Consider the following 22259-nt stretch of genomic DNA (forward strand, 5'->3'; position numbering starts at 1 on the left):
TTGAAAAGCGGGGTAAGGAAAGTATGAAATGAATGGCGGGAGTGACGGGACTCGAACCCGCGACCTTCGGCGTGACAGGCCGACGCTCTAACCAACTGAGCTACACCCCCGCTTTATCGGGATGTCATCACTGATGACTTCTATTTTCTAACGTACTCTGGGGGGAACTGTCAACAAAAAACTTATCAATTTTTTAGGAGACATTAAATAAACCTAATTATAGTAAAAAAAACGCCTAGGGATGGAGGGCGCTGGCCTGCCCGGGTAACAAGAAAAAGGTGGTGGTTTAAACTGTAAACAATTTATAATCCTACTCAATTTCCCGATTTATGTTTTCTTGAAACAGCCCATGTTGTGGCGCTTGTCTCTTAGAGAAACTAAATTTATAAGATTTAAGGGGACTCTAGAGAATAATGGGGTTGCCATCGAGAGCACCCCTTAATTCTAACAGGGGCGGCTGCAGAAGGTCTTGCTGTTAACTTGACTTGCTTTATTCCTGTATATAAACGCCTGCATCAGTAATCAGCTTACGTAAAGAGGTAATCCGTCCGCCATCAAGAATTCCATTATGAGCATTATGCAGATGTATCGACATTTTCTTTTTGTTCAGTTCAAAAGCTATGCGTGAGCCGCTGTGGCTGTCATCAATTTTCCCACCCAGCCCCTTAAGGAGTCTTTTAACCAAGCTAAAACGCAGATTATTATGGAGGTAAGTAATAGGGGTGTGCATTAAAAGCAAATAATCAGCCTCATAATTCTTCGGTATTAGAATGCCGTAGGTCTTCTTCTTGTTGACTAAATCTGCTTGCCTTAAATCGTTCAATCTTTGGGCTAAGGTGTGAGTGGCTTCTTGTATCCCAAGCAGAACTTGTTCACCATTATTTTCCAGGTCTATAAGGAGATGGCGTGCTTTATTAAAGATAGACACATAATTACCCGGCTTTTGAGCCGTTTTTTGGAGGAGACCTTGTAGCCACTTAGTGCATTCTTGAATCAAATTATCTGATTTAGGCTCTGCTATCATTGCAGCAGCCGCGGCGTTCTGAAAGGGTGACGGTAGCATTGAATCAGATGCTGCTGTGATGGGAGAGAGAGAAGCTGTCTCCGCTTTAGGTGTACTGTGTGTTTCTTTGCTTGGTGTAGCAGCTTGATCAATGTCGCTTGCAGTAGTTTTTGCCGCCAGCGTAGAAGAAGGTGCTGAGGTGGAAACAATAGGGAGAGGAAAATTGATCAGGCTTTCAGTTGCGGCGCCTGGCGTCGCAAAGAGATGCTTTGTACCTTCTCTCTCTTCCGGAGAGACAAGAGGTATTCGGAGCTGCTGCTTTGCTTTCCGTCTGTTAGTATTACTCTGTTTGGATCGAGACTTTTGCTTGGTGTAAGGTTTATGGCCGTTTCTATGGGAGGGCTTGACTTGCGCTAATTTCTTGGAGGAAGATACGGGCTGCTTATTACATCTATTTTTTAAGGATCGGTTTTCAGCTTCTATGCTAGCAGAGTTCGATGCAGCTAGCATTGACTGTAATGTTTTAAGATTTTCCGTCCTCTCCACCTCAGAAAGCATTACGCATTCTTCCTCTGCATAAAGATCATAGTACTCAGGTAATAATAGATGCCTGTTATGAAATCTGTGATTGAGAAGAGAGAAAATAATATTATAGGCGGTATGAATGTTCATATAGTTCTGAATATAACCAAAGTTGAAAGGGAAGCCATTTGCAATAACAAGATTGATGTTGGATCTCTTCACCATCTCTACGAGCTTCTTTTCACGGAAAAATACATTCAATTCACCGCGCAACTTATTTAAGTGAGTTTCTAGCAGAGCCTTATAAGGAAGATTAGTTAAATTAAGTTTATTCAGATCAATTTTATCTAATAAGTTGAGGACATTTTTAAAGCCTCGATTGAGAATATTAATCAACCTTACATGGCTTAGTCTGATATCATCAGCACTTCTAATATCAATAAACTCAGTTAAGAATACGTCTGTCGGTGGTAGTGCGTTCTTTAATTTATGATCAACAGCTTCTTGAAAGGTGCGGATTATGAAAGGTAAAAGCTTATCTTTCTCCAGCGGTTGAAGCATTGCCAACTTCTGAGAGAAGGATAAAAACTTGGCATATCTTATAAATCCTAAACCAAATGTATCTCTTTTTTGCTGTATATTCCATAGAATTGGTCGTTTATAGAAAGAGTATATTTCCAAAGACTCTTTAACTATCTTAAGGGCTTGATTGTTCAGTTTTAATGCTTTACGCCAACGGCTGTAATCCGACCCATCTGCTTCTTGTACCTGAGATTCTTCTATTTCTTTAATATTATTTTCAATTGCTGTCTGTACGGCAATAAATTGGTTGTGGATGTCTTCTTCAGTTTTTATAAGGACAGAGGCTTCATGAGTCATATTGTCAAAGGAAAGACAAGGATCTAAGAAAGGTGGAGAAAGGGCTGGCTGCATCGCCATAGATGTGCTGAGTTGTAAATTGACCGTCAGGAATAAGAACGAGATTTTAAGTTGAAGAGTTTTTAGCTTCATATTTATTGGTTATATTTGAGGGCTCTATAAGGTATAGATGCGGGTAGTAAGAATAATTTTCAACAATTATCCATTGCTAACTATTTTAATATTGCTGTCTACCATTATTACTCGTAATTTTGAGTCAGTTTTTATGCGACTAGAGCTGAATTAAAACTGTAGTCTGTACTCTTTCAGATTTGCGATTGCCAGAAACTCAAATTAAACCGGGTTGAGAAAGCGTCTAAAGTCGCTTAATAAGTTTTTGTCCTTTTCAGGGGCAGAATGTGCCAGTGTTTGCTACATTCCTGGTGACTCTAATTTAGATAACAATTATGCTGGTCTAAAATTCCAACGTTCTGAGTTGAGATAAGTTGAAACGTGCAGCCATACTGTTTTCAGTGACTATCTTATATTGGCGCTTTAAGACGTAGAGCCGTTGCAAGTCTTAGAGCGTTCCACCCAGATGCGAGGACCAAGAATCTCGCAAAAAAAAATTCTTTAAATTTTATAAACAAGAAAGCACTTTCTCAGAAGATAGCATTTTGCATCATTCTGTTGAATTCTCACCAATAGCTTGCAAATTCTAGAGGGATGGCTGGATGTTATCTGTTTCTTCCAGTAAATTAGCAATGCTTCAGACGCGGCTAGCAGAGTACTTTTTAAATAGGTAGGGCGGAAAAAAGGGGAGGCTATATCTTTCAGGCAATAAAAAAACCTTCGCAAAACGAAGGTTTTCTTGAGAATCTATGACCTGAAAGCTTATCGAGAGTAAAATTCGATAACGAGGTTAGGTTCCATATGGACCGGATAAGGAACTTCGGTGAACTTTGGTCCACGAATATACTTTCCTTCCATTTTCTTATGATCAACTGTCATGTATTCTGGCACATCACGCTCATTTGATTGCGTAGATGCGATAACATTAACATTTTCTTTAATCTTCCCGATCAGAGAGATTTCGTCACCATCTTTAAGTTGGAAAGAGGGGATGTTAACGCGCTTGCCATTGACAGCAACATGGCCATGGTTAACGAGTTGGCGAGCTGCAAACGGTGTTGCGACGAACTTCATGCGATAGACGACTGCATCTAAGCGACGCTCTAGCAACTCAATTAGATTTTCAGAGGTATCACCGCGACGACGGATCGCTTCTTGATATAAGCGGCGGAATTGACGCTCGCTGATATTACCGTAGTAACCTTTGAGCTTCTGTTTAGCCCGAAGTTGCAAACCATAATCAGAAGGCTTGGACCTTTGTTGGCCATGTTGACCCGGGCCATAGCTGCGACTGTTTACAGGACTCTTTGGACGACCCCAAAGGTTAACACCTAAGCGGCGGTCGATTTTATATTTAGCGTTAATGCGCTTTGTCATTAAATTACCTATGTACCAAAAATAAATACAAATCTTAACGAACAACCTATACTATCTGCATAGCCAGTGTCAATTCGTTTGTTTAATTTGGATGATTTTATCCTTTAAAATCATCACTAATCCTGCCGCGATAATTAAACCACATCCAGTATACAATGATTTCGAAGGAATTGCATCAAATAAAATTATATCGTAAAGAATGCTCCAGACAATCTGACTGTAAATCAACGGCGCCAGGGTTTGGCCAGGTGCTAAACGTGTAGCAGTAATAAGCAGATATTGACCAATGCCGCCCCCTATCCCTAAGACAATTAATACAATTAGGTCATAAGTGGAGGGCGTCGTCCAGACAACAGGCAAGCCGATGGCGGCAAAAATGGCTGCAAACAAGGCATAATAGAAAGCTATAGCTGAGCTGGAGTTTGTAGCAGAGATGAGGCGGCTATGAGTTAGGATAAAGCCTTCAGCGATTGCAGATAAGAGTCCACATAGTACCCCTAACTTTAGGTGAATGCTATCTGGTTTTGCCGCAATGATGACGCCAGCAAACCCTATAAGGATCGCCAGACAAGCCATTAAGGAGACTTTTTCTTTCAATAATATCCATGAAAAGATGGTGATAAAGAAGGAGGAAGCAAAAGAAATAGTGACGGCCTCAGCTAAGGGGAGCAGGCTAAGCGATTGAAACAGCATTAATAAGCCGACCACTCCTATAGCTCCCCGTAGGATATGAGGTTTGAAATCGCTAATCTTTAAACTGGCCCCTTCTTGGCGCGCCCATAGAACGATCAAGCAGGGAATAAGGGCGAAGAAATATCTAAAAAATACGACTTGTAGCGGGTGATAGGAAAATTCAAGCGTTTTAAAGATGGCATTAACACTGACAAAGCTAAACATTGCGCCTAGCATATAGAGCGTCCCTTTAAAGAGATGGTGCTGCATTAGCCTGATGATTCCTTTCTTGCTTGCTATTAGTCCTAGTATTTCATGAAATATTAAAAGATTGAATGCTAGAGTGATTAACTAACACTTTCTTCAGTGCACTCATAAATTAGGTTTAACCTTTAATAAGACGCTTGCGGTTTAAATCGCCCACAATGCAAAGATGCTCGGTATAAAATTTAAGTGAACGGTTGACAGCAAATGGAATGCCGAGACCGAGACTAGCTATAATGATAATAAGATTACTTAGATAAAGGCTAATTAAGCCGGTGGGACGCATGGTGTTACGGAATTCGAGATCCATAAATTTCATATGGTCAAAAATAAAATTATGTAGCTTAGCCTGATACCATAACCGCGATAATCCCAAAGTCGGAATAAGCAAGAGTAAAGAGATCAGATGGGGCTTTAGAAGATTATGTGTTTCATATTGGAAGCGATATTTTTGGTCCCCGTAATAAAGCTGATTTATTAGAGAACCATAAATTTCCAGCGTTGATTGGGGGACCGTAAAGCTGCAAGTGATAATATTTAAGAATGATTTCTTTAAACATAACTTTGTAAATTCCCAACTTGAACCTGCTAATTGATAACGGACTCCCTTCCACGCCAGGCGCGAAAAATAATAGATAAGAGAGCGATGCACTCCGTAAAAAAGCAGCCCACTGAGCACAATAGCATTTATCCCAAAAACGGTCTGAATAAACAAGTCACAATTCCAACCAATTGTATGGATGCCGTACCATAAAATGCCATAATTGAAGAGGAGATAGCCCAGGCAAACACAGCAAAACCGCAGGAAGCTGAGACATAACTCTTTTCCTGTGCCCAGATACTGATAGGGCGTCTGATTAATTAAAATAGATCCTATTGTGTAGCGTAGAATAGCGACCCGTCCCCAAAAATAGTAAATGCCACCCGTTAACAGACATCCGCCCAGCAGTTGCGCATAGAGCATGAAAAGGGTAAGGGAGTCACCTTTATATTCTAACTGGTTTATAGGCGTATTTGACATTATTGATTCCTACTCTGCTGATATCTAAATTTTAAAAACCCATCTATTAAGAAACAATTAATCTAAATTTTTCCTTAAAAAGGGGCGGACTTAATGGGGCAGAGTGATAATTTTAATGGGGGATAATAAACTTCACAGTATCTAAACACCAATAATCAAGCTATGATGATAAACGGCAGCCCGAGCAGGCATCTTTAAGGAGAAAAAATGACAACAAAACTTGCTGCAAAACCTTTGCTTTTTGGCTCATTGGCAACAGCATTTGAATGGTATGATTACGCACTATTTGGCTATTTTGCTAATATTATCGGTCAACAATTTTATCCGAGCCATGACCCTGTCAGCTCTTTGCTTGCTACGTTTGCCGTTTTCGCTTCTGGATTTGCCATGCGACCTTTGGGGGCTATCTTTTATGGCTATATCGGTGATCGGGTTGGGCGTAAATATGCTTTAGCGGCGTCGTTGCTGATGATGGCGGTTCCGACCACTTTGCTGGGCTTACTGCCTACCTATGAAACAGCGGGAATTTTTGCCAGCATTGGATTGGTGTTAGTGCGATTACTTCAAGGCTTGGCTGTGGGCGGCAATTATGGAGGCTCTTTCATCTTTGTCATTGAGCATGCACCCAAAGGACGTCAAGGATTTGCGGGCAGCTTAGCATCCTTTGGGACGCTTGGCGGCTTGTTTTTAGGGTCCGGGGCCGCCACGCTATTGGCTTCGATTTTATCGCCTGACGATCTAAAAAACTTTGGTTGGCGTATCCCCTTTTTACTAGGAAGCCTGTCTGCTGTTGTCGGTTTTATGATTCGCAAATATATTCCGGAGCAATCGCATGGGCAGCCGACTTTGCAGCAATTACCGGTAAAAGAGATCCTTCAGGATTATAAGGCAACTTTGTTGCGGGCCATCGGCATTATCCTCTTGGATGGGGTAGGCGTTTACGTGGTCTTTGTATTTATGACTACTTTTGCCACCCTATTTTTAAAGCTCCCTGAAGAATCGGTTTTATTCTGGAATACCGTGAGCATGGGGAGTCTGGTTATATTTATTCCCTTGTTTGGCTGGCTGGGTGATCGCATGGGACACAAGAAGATTCTAAGTGGGGTCTGCCTGGGGTTTCTCTTGCTTGCTTATCCTTTATATCATTATGTGATAACCTCCTCGCAAATAGGGGCCTTAGCCGTGCTGCAGCTGGTTTTCAGTGTGTTAATGGGGGCCGCTTATGGAACCTTGCCGATCATGGTGGCGACGGCTTTTCCCCAACATGTTCGTTACACTGCCGCAGGACTATCTTTTAATATGAGTGTGGCCTGTTTTGGTGGTACGGCTCCGTTTATTGTGACCACTTTAATAGATAAAACAGCGAGCCTTTATGTACCAGCAATTGTCCTGTCGATTGTGGGGGCTATTGGATTGGTTTGCCTAAAAGGGATGAAGAAAGCTGAGAGCTAAAATAAGGCTTCTTCTAACTGCATACTAAAGATAATAAAGCTATAGTCATCTCCCCTGCCCAAGGAAAGCTACCTGCAAATTAATCCTTTGGAGAGCTTTTTTGAAAGGCCCATTGCTATATAAAAGGCAGCAAATTCCCTTTTGCTTTAATAAGAAATAAATAATAAGATTTTGGATCGCGCCGTAGCAGTCCCTAGAATACATTAATAATAAAAAAATTAATGGAGCAAAAATATGAAAATATATGCATTTCTTGCCTTAGTTCTTACTGGAAAAACTGGGTCGCTTGCCGGGTGGGCTATGGACGTGGACAGGCCGCAAGCGGTTTCCTCTTATTCACATGTATTACCGCAAAGGGATGGCGAGCTTGCCTTTAACCCTTTTCGGTCCCTATCTAATTCTGATTTAAGAAATTTACGCTTATCATGCCGAACTTTTAACGAGCTGGTTTTACAGCATTATCAAGTATGCCAGCCTGTCTCGGGGAAAAAACAACATATTCCTTTGAATAAAGCTGAAAAGTTTTATTCCTTGGCAAAGATTATTCGTAATGAGTTCCATAAAATTGGACTAAATTGGTTTAATAACTTTGGAAGGATTTGGTTGGAAGACAGATATAAAGAAAGAAGAGATTCTTACTTTCAGTTAGGGGAGATGTATTGGCAAGGGCTGCGCAATTCTCCTAAATACTATAAGGCCTTGGACTGCTACTTACAAGCTTATCGCCTAGGCTCGGAGGAGGCTATAAAGAATTTGGCAGGCATCTATGAGGGTGGCCTTGAACATAATGGAATAATAATTGTCAGCAAAGATAGTAATAAAGCTAATCAGTTACTTTCTAGGTTCAGTAAATCAGAGATTTATATCTCTGGACAATTACATCGGCACCCCTTAGCTGAAGATTCTTAAGAAGTACGCGAAGAAAACCCTATTAAGAGGCGGCGGCTGTGTGAGCCTCTTATTATGAGAACAGAAAATGATTTATCTTTCCTAATTTTTCCTGGTTTGCCGATAGAAATTATCTTAACTGTCGTCGATTTTTTACCTAACTCTGACTTATTGAATTTGCGTCTTGTTTGCCATAATTTAGATGCCCTTATCTTAAGCGAATATGAGATCTGTCAAACAGTTACCGGACGTAAAGAATGTGTGCCCCATAAGAAAGCAGCCTATTTTAAAAAATGTACAAAAAAACTCCAAGATGAATTCAGTAAAGAAATAAAGATAGCAGCTGAGGCAGAGGGAGAGAGGCTACATGCATATGTGGCTAGACATTACTTTATGTTAGGTAATCTATACTGGGAAGGCCTTCGTAGGGCTCCTAATCATGATCAGGCTTTATACTACTATGGAGAGGCTTACCGACGACTCGATAAGGCAGCTTATTTACGATTAGGCATAATTTATGATGAAGGCGTCATCCTTACCAAGGATAATGAACGAGCTTCTCATTTGTACAGCAAGTATCTTGGGGGACGCTGGTACACTAATGAATGTAATAATGCTGCTGACGCTTACTATTACTTAGGTAGACATTTTGTTAACAGTTATCAAGCTTCTGAAGAAGAAAAAAAGAAGGTTACTCTGCTTAGCAAAGCTGCTTCACAAGGGCATTTACAGGCACTCTTCGAACTTGGAAAGTTTTATTACCGAGCAGAGGAGGGAAGCAAGGATTTTCCTAGAGCCATCGAATGTGTTAGAAAAGCAGGAGATTTGGGTCATAAGAAAGCTTATTATTGGTTAGCTAAGACCTTTGAAGCCAGAAAAGATATTTACCAAGCTGTAGAGTTCTATAAAAAGGCAATACCATTTATGGGATTTTATGAGACAGGACAACTGCATCCAACAGGGGTAGTTTATGATTTATGCAAGGTATATCTTAAGCATCAAAATATCCCTGGTTATCTTAAAGATACAGTGGATTTGCTAAAGCAAGCAAGCGATCAAAATATCAGCTGGGCTGAGTATCAGTTAGGAAGACTGTATTTAAAAGGACAAGGTGTTGAAAAGGATACTGTAAAAGGTGCTGCTCTTTTAAAAAAGGCTGCTGATAAACCATACTGTTTACATCATGATCACGATATAAATGTAAGAATGAGGGTAGGGATTGACTACTATAAAGGCAAACATATTGGCAAGAATGACCAACAAGCCTCTCAGCTCTTGAAATTTGATTTTAGTTTTGCCTCTCGATATTTTAGGGCTTTTCTTTATCGTGCCAAAATGATGTATGAAGGTCGCTGGTATGATGAAGAGAAGGCGTGTTTCATACAGGATACTCGCCAAGCTGTGTCATTGCTGGAAAGATTAGCAATAAAAGAGAATTATGCAGAAGCTCAATTCTTTCTAGTTCAGATTTATCTGTCGGATATTAATGTCATCCTAGATAACGACAAAGCATTAGATTTATTGAGAAGGGTAGCTGATGAAGGCAGAAGTTAAAGCCTCCTCTGTGTTGTAAGTGCTAGCAGCAAGCTAGTTAGATGCAGCTATTCTTTAAGAGAAACTCTCCTTAAAGAGAGCCGATAAGGAAAAAAATAGTATCTCTCAACCAAGGCTCGAGCGGCAAACAATAATGCTTCTAAAACTGAAATAAATCTGTTAGCTTTCCTACCATGAATGATAAAGACTTAATTTCCTGGCTAAAGCTTGCCTATTGTAAGAATGTGGGCCCTATAACATTTTGGCAAGCTCTATCCAGATTTGGGTGCTGTGAGGAAGCCTTAGCGTGGCTAGCGCGCAATAATCGCGCCAATATTATTCCTGAAGAAAATTGGGTAAAGCAGCTTCTAGAGCTATGTAATAAAAAAGGCGTTACGATCGTAACCGGCAAGAATAGCAGCTATCCTGTACAGTTAAAGCAGCTGCGAGATGCGCCCACCCTGTTGTTTGTTAAGGGGCAGGTCGATGTCTTGCAAAAAGATATGGTCGGGATTGTCGGGGCGCGCAATTGCTCCTTTGCGGCCAAGAAGCAAGCGCATCTTTTGGCCCAGGATTTGGGGAAAGCTGGCTTTATCGTGGCTTCTGGTTTAGCACGGGGTATTGACCGCTCAGCACATCTCGGGAGTTGTCAGACGGGAACCGTTGCAGTAGTGGCTGGGGGCGTGGACGTTATTTATCCACCCGAACATGAGGATCTCTATAATGATATTCAGCGGCATGGCTGTATTGTCAGCGAGATGCTCATCGGCACTAAGCCATCGCCCAATCATTTCCCACGACGTAATCGGATTATTTCTGGCTTAAGCCGAGGTGTCGTCGTGGTTGAAGCGGCAATCCGCTCAGGATCCTTGATAACAGCACGTTATGCAATTGAGCAATCCCGTGACCTGTTTGCGGTGCCGGGGTCGCCTCAGGATCCACGGTGCCATGGCAGCAACCTGCTTCTTAAACAAGGGGCCCATCTTGTGCAATCCGCGGACGATATTCTGCAAATCCTTAAGCCTGAGTTTAATTTAACCATGTTGTCAGAACCTGAAGCTGAGGCTTATGTTGCCTCCGTTGAAGACTTCTCTGTTCCAGCGTCCCTAAAAGAAGAAATTTTAAGGGGACTGAGTGAGACACCGATTGAAATAAACTTTATTGCTCAAGATTTTAAGCTAAATTCTCAAGAAATTATGGCGATCATTTTAGAATTAGAACTAGAAGGCTTGATTGTTCGCCAGGCAAATGGTACTGTTTCAATTTCCACCCAAGTGTTGTGAATGATGACTTGCTACAAGATTGAAAATACAGCAGAATAAAAATTAGAGAGGTGTGGCATCATGAAAAGTGTCGTTGTTGTTGAATCGCCAGCAAAAGCTAAAACAATCAATCGTTATCTCGGCAACGATTATATTGTCTTGGCCAGCTATGGGCATATTCGCGATCTTCCCTCTAAGAATGGTTCTGTTGATCCTGATCACGATTTTAAGATGGTTTGGGAAATGCAAGATCGAGCCAAAAATAAAGTAAATGAGATCCTAAAAGCAGTCAAAGGCGCTGATCAATTGTTGCTTGCCACCGACCCTGACCGTGAAGGGGAAGCCATTTCTTGGCATGTTCAGCAAGTGCTCAATGAAAAAAAAGCCTTAGTGGGTAAAGAAGTTAAACGTATTGTTTTCCATGAGATTACCAAAGGCGCTATCCAGAATGCGATTCAGCATCCGCGTGAAATTGATAAGAAATTAGTGTCAGCCTATTTGGCACGACGGGCTCTCGATTATCTGGTGGGTTTTACCTTGTCTCCGGTGCTGTGGCGCAAACTGCCGGGGGCTCGTTCCGCCGGGCGGGTGCAATCGGTGGCTCTACGCTTAATTGTCGAGCGTGAACAGGAAATTGAGGCCTTTATTACTCAGGAATATTGGTCGATTGAAGCGGCTTTATTGAATGCAGCAGGTCAGGCATACAAAGCCCGTTTAACACATCTGCACGGCAAGAAACTGGATAAACTAGCTCTAAAAACAGAAGTAGATGCTCAAGCCGCTTGTGCTGCGATCCGAAGCCGAAGCTTCTTAATCGGAGAAGTGGAAAAGAAACAAGTAAAACGCAATCCAGCTGCTCCTTTTACCACTTCTACCTTACAACAAGAAGCTGCCCGTAAACTTGGCTTTAGTGCTAGCCGGACTATGCAAGTCGCCCAGCGTTTATATGAAGGTGTGGAAATCCAAGGCGGCTTAACCGGTTTAATTACTTATATGCGTACCGACAGTATTGCAATTTCCAATGAAGCAATTACGGAAATGCGCCAGCATATAGATAGTGTTTATGGCAGTAAGTACTTACCCAGCTCGCCTCGAGTTTTTAAAAGTAAGAGCAAAAATGCGCAAGAGGCCCATGAAGCGGTGCGACCGACTTCTGTTTTACGGCGCCCTGAGGATGTGCGTGCTTATTTAGATGATAGTCATTACAAGCTTTATGAATTAATTTGGAAGCGTACAGTTGCTTCACAAATGGAAACAGCACTTTTTGACCAAGTGGGTGTCGATATTCTCTCTGAAGATCGCCAAGTTATTCTCCGAGCCACGGGCTCTACGATGACCTTTGATGGCTTTATGAGGCTGTATTTAGAAGGTAAAGATGATGCTAGTGGTGATGAAGATGAAGAGCGTCTCTTACCACCGTTAACCGAGGGCGAAGCCGCACCTATTCAACAGGTAACGCCTAATCAGCATTTTACTCAACCGCCGCCCCGTTATTCGGAAGCGAGTTTAGTTAAAAAGTTGGAAGAATTAGGGATTGGCCGCCCTTCAACCTATGCGTCAATTATTCAAGTGCTTCAAGATCGGGACTACGTACAGCTGGAAAAGCGTCAGTTTATCCCAGCCGAACGCGGCAGATTAGTTACTTCTTTCTTAACAAATTTCTTTAAGCGTTATGTGGAATACGATTTTACTGCCAACTTAGAAGAGCAGCTGGATGATATTTCTAATGGTGCGGTTGCCTGGAAAGAGGTTTTAACTCAGTTCTGGGGCTCTTTCAAGCAGACGACTGATTCAACCCAAAGCTTAACCATGACAGAAGTCATTGACTCTTTAGAAAAAGACTTAAGTCATCATCTCTTTCATGGGGATGAAGCCTCTCGCGTGTGTCCACAATGCCAAAAAGGCCGCTTGAGTTTGAAGTTAAGTCGTTATGGGGCCTTTTTAGGGTGTTCTGATTATCCTGAGTGTAAATATACAAAACCTTTGAGTGGGGATACGCCTGAGGGCGAGGGGGACGAACCCCCTATCGTTCAGGACGAGCCTAAGGTAATAGGTCACGATCCTGACACCGGGGAAGAGATTACTTTGCGTAAAGGCCCGTATGGTCCGTACTTGCAATGGGGCGAAGCAAAAGCAAGTCCTGATAAGGAGAAACAGAAAAAAGGTAAGGCGAGTGCAGGCAAGCCAAAACGAGTTGCGTTGCCGGCCGGCTTTAATCCAGAAAGTGTTACCTTTGAGACGGCGATGGCTCTTAAGGCTCTGCCTAAGACGGTGGGGCCTCACCCAGACACAGGGGAGATTATGTCCATAAGTATTGGGCGATTTGGGCCCTATGTGAAATGTGGTAGCACCTTTGCCTCAATTCCTAAAAGTGAAGATATGTTTGCTATTACATTAGAACGAGCTGCCGAACTCGTCACGCAAAAGCAGAATAAACCTGCCTCAGGCCGTAGTTTTGGTCGAAAGAAAGCAAATAAAAGCGAATAATTCTGAACCTCCAAGGGCGGGCAGTTGCTTGTCCTTGAACGGCTTATAGGTTTTCTTAGTCAGTTGCTAACAAATAACTCTTAAAAGAGATTGCTTTATTATTAGCTGGGAAGGAAACTATCTGATAGGTGGTCCTTGAGGGTAAGCTTGGGATGCAACTGAGAAAACTGATGCCGGAAGATACCAAAAGCCCTCAAGCTTTACCTACAAATTATCTTAAAAAGAAACTGCCAAGCACGGGCGGTAGCAAACTTCAGCAGAGTATATTCTTCTGTTTTAGATAATTATGGAAATATATTTCTTAATCTTTAAAAAAACTTTACATTGTTACAAAAAGGATTTAAAAATTGTAACTTATGGTGCGTTTTTTATAATAAAAAATAATTTAAATAAAACTAGCTAAAGGGTTGCAATGTTGCTTTGCAGCCTTTTCTTATATTAGAGGAGCGAAAATGAGGAAAATAATCACTACGGCTTTTGGCTTGCTTCTTATCCAATTGTCGAGCAGCGCTATGGAAGGGGGCTCTGCTGCTGAAATTAATCTTTGCCAAGCAATGGGAACCTTAAAGGCTGGTGAGCTGGTGACGGACAAGCGATTAATAGGCGAGAGTCTTGAGTCTTTTAAAGAGATCGCTATTGAATCAGTGAAGCAAGATAATGTAGGAAAAGATACTCCTGTTCTTTCTATTATAACACTCTGGTCTTTAAAGACTCATCTCTCTAAACTTTATGATGATCAGTATTTTAAGACTTTGTCTTCTACAAAAAGAACAAGCTATCTTTTTGAGATGCTAGCCAAAGCTTGTATGCTGAGTAAGAAGATAAAAGGTCTTCTTTTGGAATACAGTGATCCTGCTACGCAAGCGCAGCTATATTTTATAAAGGTTCTTTGTAAACGCAAAACCTTTGAGTTGAATCGGCGCTTTTCTAAGCAAACAGGGTGGGGTGCAAATTTACTGTCGCAACGCTTAGCAAAGATTAATCGTGCCTCAGCCAAAGCTCTGTCAAAGGTCGTCAAGTTTATTGCTACTCTACAGCGGCCAACGCTTCCTGAATTTACCCTCCAAGCAATAGCTTTAAAGAATCTTGAGGCATTAACAAGTTATAGGATTAAGAAGGTAAAGTATCTTCGTCGGTTAAGGGAAATCGTCATAAATATACTGGCTGATGATGATTTTGATGCTTTCTTTTCTAAGGTCCCTAACTTTGAGCTTATTGAAGGGACGTTTGAAACTGTCGGCAATTCATTAACCCGGTTAGGATTTTATGATCAAGTGGTCAATAAAAAGAGGGCAGTAAACATTAATCTATTATATCGGGACTATCCTAATTTAATTTTTGAATCGATTGAGGAAAGAATTAAACAGCTAGCAGGGGGGCTTAGTAAGGCGATGCATGTGAGGGCCGTTAAAGGGCCCTCAATAGTGGGAAGAAAGGAGTGTCCTGGCACTAAGGCAATTGACATAAAACGAGATTCTAGCGAAATATAGAGGATAATAAAAGAGCAGCTTAAAGCTGCTCTGGGAATTTCTTCTTCAAGGAATGGCTTACTTTGGCGCTGCCGGAGAGAGAATCATTAAGATCTGGCGCCCTTCTAGCTTAGGAGTTTGGTCAACTTTTGCTATTTCTGACACGTCCTCTTTAACGCGGTTAATAACTTCCATGCCCAGGTCTTGGTGCGTAATTTCACGGCCGCGGAAGCGGATAGCAACTTTAACCTTGTTGCCTTCCTCTAAGAAACGACGGATAGCTCTCAGCTTAACATTAAAGTCATTCTCATCAATGACGGGACGCATCTGAATTTCTTTGACTTCAATAACTTTCTGATTCTTTTTCGCTTCAGTTTTTTTCTTCTGCTGCTCGTACTTATACTTACCGTAGTTCAGAATTTTACAAACCGGTGGCTCTGCATTCGGTGACACTTCAACGAGATCCAAGCCAGCATCTGCGGCCAATCGAAGGGCTTCACTGCGACTGACAACGCCGACCATTTCTCCATCGGCTCCGACCAGGCGAACTTCTTTTGAGGTGATTTCTTGGTTTACACGAGGACCATCTTTGGGTGATGGCGCATTATTATTAAAGCGAGCTATGCGAATTTCTCCATTGAATGCGAACTAATTCTATATAACTACAATACCTCATTTTATTCTTGTGCACTAGAAAAAATAGCAATAGTTGTAAAGTTTAGCCTTCTAGCCGAGGCGATTTAAAGAGTTATATTGCTTATCAGGAGCAGCATAAGGGGGGGATTGGCAGGATTTTAGCTGTAAGAGATAAAATCTAACCGATTTTCTTGAAAAAATAGTTAATCAGCACCACTTAAAGTGAATAGAACCATTCAATAAACAAATTTCAAGCGACGCAATAATAAGAAGGCATAATTATGAGGAAGAATTTAGTAAAAAACTTGTTAGCAACAGCGCTTATTCCATTAAGTCAGTCTACTTCTGTAATCGCGTGCGATTCTGATGCTTTAGCTGAGAGTATGGCAGGTCCATTGAGTATAAGGGAGGAGAGAGTCTCTAAAGAAACGCTCAGACACGGCCTGCTTCAACAAGTTAGCTCTTTGGTCCCTATTCTAGAAGCTAATATTGATTTTTCCCAGACCTATATTGATTGTTTAAAAGAAATCTCTCCAGCTACGCTAGAGACTTTGAATATTGAAATTTCGATATTTTTAGAACAATTTGCTCCCAGATATCGTCAAAACAAATATGAGCCTTTCAAAAAACAGCATCTGCATCTTACAAATGCTTATGAGGTGCTGGCTTTCGATGTGATTGCTAACATGTACCTTCTTAAGGCATTGAAACAAATTTTTAACTTCATGGATGAGCCAAAAGTGCCAACCACTGTTATGCAAAAATCAGTAAAAATACTTCTAGAAGAGCTTGTGGAGTTAAATCAGAAGACAATCAATGAAATTTACCAACTTTGTCTTGATAGTGCAGGTGAGGAATACGCAATATTAATTAAGCGGCTAGATAATGGCTCTACGGCACTCATTGCTCCCTTAAATCATCGCAATGACCCTCCCTTAAGCGAACTTATCAAAGAATTAGGTATCTTAAGCGCAGCTTCCTCAAGATCTAAGGCATATGATGTGGCCTGTAAATTAATCCCAAAATGGTTTAAGAACAAGGGCCAGTTCACTTCCATGTATTCTCAGCTTGAAATCGGATTGCTATATAATAATTTAGAGGGCATCCTTGCTAATCTTTATCAGCATTTAGCATCTATAAATGGAACTTTCGATGAAATTTCTTACCAGTCCAAAACTGACATCGCTAGTATTATTGTTTCAACTCCCAGCAGAGATAAGTTTACTAATCAAATTATAGGCTTTGTAAGTAAAAAGCTAATTCCTTATACGGAAGATTTAGAAGCTTTAACAAAAATTCAAATTGCTAAGCAAGCGACTGCAAGTTCTATGGTGCCAAAAGGCAGGATGGCCAAGCCTAGAGCCACTACTAAAAGCGTTAGAGAACGGCTTTTAGAGAAAAACATTCAAAAATTTGAGAGCCAAGCCTCCTTTGAAAGTTGTTTTGTTACTATGACAGAGATAGAGCATTTCGTTAACAACCATATTCAGTCCTCTCCTATCGGTAAATACCTTAAATCTTTAAACACTAAAGCTTTACCACTTAAGCCTTTAAAGTCGCCGCTGGATATCTATCAAAAAAGGGAGAGTAAGCCTCTCAAAACTTTTCAAGTAAAACCAACTGTGATCCCTCCAGCGTCAGGTGCTAATGTTCAGGTCGCTTCACGAGATGAGTTGCAAGAAAGTGCCCCAAAAACTGCAGTAGAGTCTCCAGAGCAAGAAATCGTTCAATCTGGGGTTCCTACTGCCTCTGATAGCACCAACATCGCCGATCCTGAAGGCGAACCTACTTTAGAGGAGAAATTTGGGGTGCCGGAGAGTAAAGCCAACGCTCGTGTCCAAGAAACCGCTCAGGGCATGCTTCCCGCTGCCTCCGCTAGCATTAACACGGCAGATCCTGAAGGCGAACCTACTTTGGAGGAGAAGTTTGGGCTGCCGGAGAGTGAAGCCGACTCTCCTGTGTCTGACTTTGTCAAGGAGACAGAAGCAGGGGCGGATGCTGTCGACTGGAGCCGTCCTCAAGATTTTCCTAAAAAAGACAAGGTTTCAATACCCGTCGAAAGCGCCTCACTTGCACCCGCTGCTTTTAATCCTTGGCAAAAGCTGCAAGGGCAAGCCTTAAAGTTTTATAAGGCAGTTTTTGGGTTAGGCGCCCATAATGTGAAACGTGAAGATTTCAATGACTTTCTCAGGCAAGCAAAGGGAGGTAAGCTAAAACAGACAGCCCAGGGTCTTAAAGAAGTACCGATCACAGATGCCTCTGTTTTATGCGTTTATCGCTTGCCCGATCTTTTTAACCCGGGGAATAATAAAATTTTTAAGGTTCACCAGCCCCATGGGAATGAATCTTTTCCTTACAGAACACTGCGAAGATTCTTCGAACATCATCTCATCGCCGCTGGCTATGCTCCTCCTTCCCTAAAGATTGATATACAGAAAGTATCCGACAATAAACAATCTTTGCCATCCAAGAACAAAGGGCGTAAAAAGGGAAAAAAAGGATAGGGGGGCACCTCCCCCATCTTTAGCCATACCATCATTGGAGATATAAGGTAGCCTTAGAGTTGATAGTTTATATCAGAACCTATAAAGCGATCTGCAGGATAGGACATCTTGCCGGGCAATAAAGTTGTTGGCAATTGATCGAGCCCGATATGGAGAAGTCCGCGCGAGGCTCATTTAAGATAGCTAGAAAATAGCAAGTAGGATAATTCCTAAAATAATCCGGTATAAGCTGAAAATTCCGAGACCAAAGCGGGTCAAAAAGGTTAGCATAAAATGGATAGCAATCACGCCAAAGAAAAATGATAGGGCGAAGGCGCTCCCAAAGGCCGCATTAAAGATATCGTGGCCCTCTTTGATGGCATCAATAGTTGTTAAAATACCGGCCCCTAAAATAGCAGGAATGGACAACAGGAAAGCGAAACGGGCACTGGTAATGCGATCAAATTTCATACTGCGTGCCGCGGTCATGCAAATTCCAGATCGGCTTGTTCCCGGTAGCAGCGCAACCGCTTGGGCCAGTCCAATAATGAAACCTGCTTTCCAGGTTAATTGTCGCAGGCCCAAAAGTTGAGGATTGCGATCGGCTAAGTACATTAAGGCGCCAAAGATAATACTGGTGGAAGCAATCAACGGCACATTGCGCACTAAGTCCATGCCTAATTTCTTGAGGGTAAAGCCGACAATGACAGCTGGTAGAGTGGCGACAATAATAACCAGGCTCAAGCGAGTTTCATCAGTAAATTGGTCTTTCTTAAACCCTGAGCCTAAATATGTTAAGAAGTGTAATAGCATATCCCTAATATCATGACGGAAATAGAGAACAACTGACAGAAGCGTGCCTAAATGGACGGCCACATCCATTTCTACTCCTTGGTCAGCCCATCCCAAAACTTTAGGGATAAGAATCAAATGACCGGAAGAAGATACAGGTAAAAATTCTGTTAGACCTTGAATAAAACTCAGGACAAGAATCTCAATATAGGACATAATAGTAACTAAGTTGTTTGCGATTATGGTTTGACTATTACACACATCTCATAAAGTTAAAAGGTTGTTTTGATGCGTACGCTATATCAATATATGCTTTGTCCTTTTTCCCGCAAAGTTCGCCTTGTCCTGGGGGAGAAACGCTTAGATTTTGATGTGGAGCAAGAACGGTTCTGGGAGAGGCGTGAAGAATTTATTTCTTTAAATCCTGCTGGTCAAGTTCCTGTTTTTACGGATTTAAATGGCACTATTGTCGCAGATAGTTATGCTATTTGCGAGTATTTAGAAGAAGCTTACCCGGAACGATTGCTGCTTGGGCAAGGCATCGCACACCGGGCTGAAGTCCGTCGCTTAGCCGCGTGGTTTGATGATAAGTTTGCACGTGAAGTCAGCTTGCCTTTAATTTTTGAAAAGACCCTGCGCCGATTTATGCGAAATGTAGGGCCGACGAATTCACAAGCAATCCGGCAAGCAAAAAGCATGATTGGCTATCACTTAGACTATATCTCCTGGCTGATTGACCGACGGCGTTGGTTAGCGGGCGATGAACTTTCCTTAGCTGATTTAGCGGCCGCTGCCCATTTGTCGGTTATTGACTATTTAGGGGATGTTCCTTGGGATGGGTACGAAGTGGCGAAAGATTGGTATATGCGCATTAAATCGCGCCCCAGTTTTAGGCCTTTGTTACAAGACCGCTTAGGGGGGCTGGTGCCGGCACAACATTATCAGCAGCTGGATTTTTGATTGCTCGCTTATGCAGAATTTCGGCATGCACATGTGGTAAGAAATAAGCTGTGCCTTAAGCTCTCGCTAGGCGGCGCTGCATCAAGACTTAGGCGATCAAAATCTTCTGGCAGGCACTAAAGGAATCGAGTAAATTAGCTTTAACTAAAAAGAACGGAGAATTGTGAAATGACCTCCTATTGTTCAGCCATCGTGATGTTGTTTGCTGCTAGCTTAAGTTTTGCTCATGCAACCCAGAAACTTATCCCTTATAAAGATGCCCGTACAGGCTTATATGGCCTTAAAACTCCTAAAGGTAAGAGAATTATTCCTGCTCAGTTCCAAAGGGTGACGGAAAGCGGCGCCGATGAGACTTTGATCCCCGTTATCAAAGATGGCACCTATTATCGCATGGACCTCAATGGCAACTTAAAATTTGAATCGGTCTTCTATGATAATGGCTGGGATTATTATGAGGAAGGCTTAGCTCGATTTCTTAAAGATGGCAAAGTTGGCTTTCATGATAAGAAAGGCAATATAGTCATCCCGCCTAGCTACGACTTTGCTAAATATTTTGAGAAAGGTGTTGCCATCGTCTGTAATGGCTGTTGGGCTTATTATCCCCAAAGCCCAAAATGGCGTCCACTTTCCTCTGGCCATAATATTACTATCCAAGAAGCCTACCTAGACATAACTGGTGGCAAGTGGGGCGCAATTAATCTTAAAGGTGAGATTGTCGTTCCGATTGAGTGTACAACCGCCGAGGAAGTGGCCGAAAAGCTTAAGCCCCAGGGTTAGTGGCTAATCATATATCCTCTCATAAGTAGAGCCAAGAAGGGGGAGGGCCGCTTAGTAAGTGTGGAGAGATCATTCAATGATGCTCTCACTGTTATAGTTTTGCTGCTTTCTTAAATCGCCGGCAATTTGTAGTAATCTGCAAAGCGGAGCTCTTAATTTATCCCCATGGCACGTTTCATGAAGAATCTTTTTAATGGTGGTACCTTGTTTACAATGCCTAGGCCCATGCTGCGAATGGGGGACAGAATCTTAGAATTATTGCTGTAGAGCCGTACCATTCCATCGGTCATCGCGAAAATGGAGTAGGCATCAAGCCGTCGTCCGCGCTGATACTGTTTTAGAGCGGTCATATTGCCGAGATCTAATCCGAGCTGCTTATTACGTGTTAGAATTGTAGTTAATTCGTGGGCATCGCGCCAGCCAACGTTAACGCCCTGCCCTGCAACGGGGTGGCAGATATGGGCAGCATCACCAATAATCACGAAACGGTTGTCGATAAAACGGTCGACAATTTGCGCCATAAGCGGATAGGACCAGACATCTGTAAAGATTTCCATGGCCCCTAAGTGCGGAAACAATCTATATAATTGCTCGGCGATAGCCTCCTTTGATGCTTGTGTCCATTTATCTGCTTCAGCGACAGGTAATGTCCAGACCACCCCAGAACGGTAAGCGCCTTCTGGGCTTTCTAACATCGGCAGGAAGGCAAGGGGGCCAGAAGGGTGAAAAACCTCCCAGGCAATATTGTGATGGGGGCGATCATGATAAACTGAAAAGACTAATCCTTTTTGGTCATATGAAAACTGCTTTTTATTGATCCCCGCTTCTTCTCGGCTCGGGGAATGGCGGCCTTCAGCACAAATTATTAGTGATGTTTCAATCTCACAGCCATTATCCAGATAAACGGTAGCTTGAGTCTGATTGATTTTCTTTGTCAGTGTCTTTGCTGGCGCTTGCCAGTTAATCAGCGGGTGGTTTAAAGCTGCCGCAAAAATGGCCTGACGAATATAGCGATTCTCGACAATGTAGCCCATGGGGTCCGCGCCAAGATCGCGATGATCAAAATTGATCGACCACGGCTGGCCGCCTTCATACACTTTGATGAAGTTAATAGGTGCCGCATAATTTTGTATAGAGTGCCATAAGCCAATCGCAGAAAAAAATTGAGCAGAGGCTAGGTTGACGGCAGTAGTGCGACCATCTAATTTTTGGTCTAATAGGTTTTCCGGTGTCTCAATATCTGCAACAGTTACTGATAACCCCGTGTGAGCTAACGCTAAGGCTGTTACCCCTCCAACAAGGCCGCCACCTAAAATACATACGTCTGACTTATGATGCATAATATTATTGATCAATGGTATAAAAACTTATTTCTAGAGTAGCCTTAATGGTATGAAAACTGCAATAAGCATCTCAACAAAAGGTAGACTGTAATCAGAGTAAATTTATTGAGAGCGTACTTTCGATTAAGAGAAGGGGCGCCGAATGACTCGGCTTTCTTATTCAAAGGTTGTCTATCGCTAAGCTAAAGTTGGATATAAACTCAGCTGGCTGTTGCTTTAGTAATTACTTGCAGCTGCCTTTTCAGACCATTCAACTGCTAACTTATCATTTCTTTCGACTCCTTTACCACTGCGATGCAGGAATGTTAATTGGCGTTGAGCTTTTGTA

General features: G+C 42.1%; 16 protein-coding genes and 1 tRNA gene. 9 read left to right on the top strand and 8 right to left on the bottom strand.

The features are described from left to right. Positions 1–33 precede the first annotated feature (33 nt). The 5 genes from HMO_RS0108700 to HMO_RS0108720 form a co-directional block, all read right to left on the bottom strand. Positions 34–110: transfer RNA gene (locus tag HMO_RS0108700), tRNA-Asp, on the bottom strand. 380 nt (positions 111–490) lie between these two features. Beyond that, positions 491–2536: a hypothetical protein gene (locus tag HMO_RS0108705; protein ID WP_010301542.1), complete on the bottom strand. Its 2046-nt coding sequence runs from the start codon at positions 2534–2536 to the stop codon at positions 491–493. Positions 2537–3277: 741 nt separating this feature from the next. Continuing rightward, complete coding sequence (gene rpsD / locus HMO_RS0108710) at positions 3278–3892, bottom strand: 30S ribosomal protein S4 (protein WP_010301544.1); 615 nt, start codon at positions 3890–3892, stop codon at positions 3278–3280. Between the two features lie 69 nt (positions 3893–3961). Further along, positions 3962–4834, bottom strand: a complete 873-nt coding sequence (locus HMO_RS15665) for a DMT family transporter (RefSeq protein WP_010301549.1) — start codon at positions 4832–4834, stop codon at positions 3962–3964. Positions 4835–4949: 115 nt separating this feature from the next. After that, on the bottom strand, positions 4950–5849 hold the full coding sequence (locus HMO_RS0108720; protein ID WP_010301553.1) for a DUF898 family protein: 900 nt from the start codon (positions 5847–5849) through the stop codon (positions 4950–4952). Between the two features lie 207 nt (positions 5850–6056). On the opposite strand from HMO_RS0108720, the gene HMO_RS14450 reads away from it, so the two are divergent. The 6 genes from HMO_RS14450 (at position 6057) to HMO_RS0108755 (ending at position 14961) form a co-directional block, all read left to right on the top strand. Further along, positions 6057–7301 (top strand): MFS transporter, encoded by a 1245-nt coding sequence (locus HMO_RS14450; RefSeq protein WP_010301558.1) that lies wholly within the window; start codon positions 6057–6059, stop codon positions 7299–7301. A 234-nt stretch (positions 7302–7535) separates the two neighbouring features. Next, positions 7536–8210, top strand: a complete 675-nt coding sequence (locus tag HMO_RS0108730) for an SEL1-like repeat protein (RefSeq protein WP_010301561.1) — start codon at positions 7536–7538, stop codon at positions 8208–8210. 54 nt (positions 8211–8264) lie between these two features. After that, positions 8265–9743 (top strand): F-box protein, encoded by a 1479-nt coding sequence (locus tag HMO_RS0108735; RefSeq protein ID WP_010301564.1) that lies wholly within the window; start codon positions 8265–8267, stop codon positions 9741–9743. A gap of 173 nt (positions 9744–9916) precedes the next feature. Next, positions 9917–11005, top strand: coding sequence for a DNA-processing protein DprA (gene dprA, locus HMO_RS0108740; protein WP_010301567.1), 1089 nt, complete (start codon positions 9917–9919; stop codon positions 11003–11005). A gap of 60 nt (positions 11006–11065) precedes the next feature. Then, positions 11066–13471 (top strand): type I DNA topoisomerase, encoded by a 2406-nt coding sequence (topA, locus tag HMO_RS0108745; protein ID WP_010301570.1) that lies wholly within the window; start codon positions 11066–11068, stop codon positions 13469–13471. A gap of 452 nt (positions 13472–13923) precedes the next feature. Next, positions 13924–14961 (top strand): hypothetical protein, encoded by a 1038-nt coding sequence (locus HMO_RS0108755; RefSeq protein ID WP_010301577.1) that lies wholly within the window; start codon positions 13924–13926, stop codon positions 14959–14961. Positions 14962–15018: 57 nt separating this feature from the next. Here the strand turns inward: HMO_RS0108755 and infC are convergent, their stop codons facing one another. After that, a complete protein-coding gene (gene infC / locus HMO_RS0108760) occupies positions 15019–15564 on the bottom strand; it encodes a translation initiation factor IF-3 (RefSeq protein ID WP_029448755.1) in 546 nt (181 codons plus the stop codon). A gap of 293 nt (positions 15565–15857) precedes the next feature. Here infC and HMO_RS0108765 point away from each other — a divergent pair, with 293 nt between their 5' ends. After that, positions 15858–18080 (top strand): prolipoprotein diacylglyceryl transferase, encoded by a 2223-nt coding sequence (locus HMO_RS0108765; protein ID WP_010301583.1) that lies wholly within the window; start codon positions 15858–15860, stop codon positions 18078–18080. Positions 18081–18263: 183 nt separating this feature from the next. Here HMO_RS0108765 and HMO_RS0108770 read toward each other — a convergent pair whose 3' ends face one another. Next, positions 18264–19067, bottom strand: a complete 804-nt coding sequence (locus HMO_RS0108770; RefSeq protein ID WP_010301586.1) for an undecaprenyl-diphosphate phosphatase — start codon at positions 19065–19067, stop codon at positions 18264–18266. 72 nt (positions 19068–19139) lie between these two features. On the opposite strand from HMO_RS0108770, the gene HMO_RS0108775 reads away from it, so the two are divergent. After that, complete coding sequence (locus HMO_RS0108775; protein ID WP_010301588.1) at positions 19140–19811, top strand: glutathione S-transferase family protein; 672 nt, start codon at positions 19140–19142, stop codon at positions 19809–19811. Between the two features lie 168 nt (positions 19812–19979). Then, positions 19980–20588, top strand: a complete 609-nt coding sequence (locus tag HMO_RS15670) for a WG repeat-containing protein (RefSeq protein WP_010301591.1) — start codon at positions 19980–19982, stop codon at positions 20586–20588. A 152-nt stretch (positions 20589–20740) separates the two neighbouring features. Here the strand turns inward: HMO_RS15670 and HMO_RS0108785 are convergent, their stop codons facing one another. Then, positions 20741–21928 carry an FAD-dependent monooxygenase gene (locus HMO_RS0108785; protein ID WP_010301594.1) on the bottom strand — a complete coding sequence of 396 codons (1188 nt, stop codon included), beginning with the start codon at positions 21926–21928 and terminating at the stop codon, positions 20741–20743. Positions 21929–22259: the final 331 nt, after the last annotated feature.

The sequence above is a fragment of the Candidatus Odyssella thessalonicensis L13 genome (assembly GCF_000190415.1).
GTDB lineage: Bacteria > Pseudomonadota > Alphaproteobacteria > Paracaedibacterales > Paracaedibacteraceae > Paracaedibacter > Paracaedibacter thessalonicensis.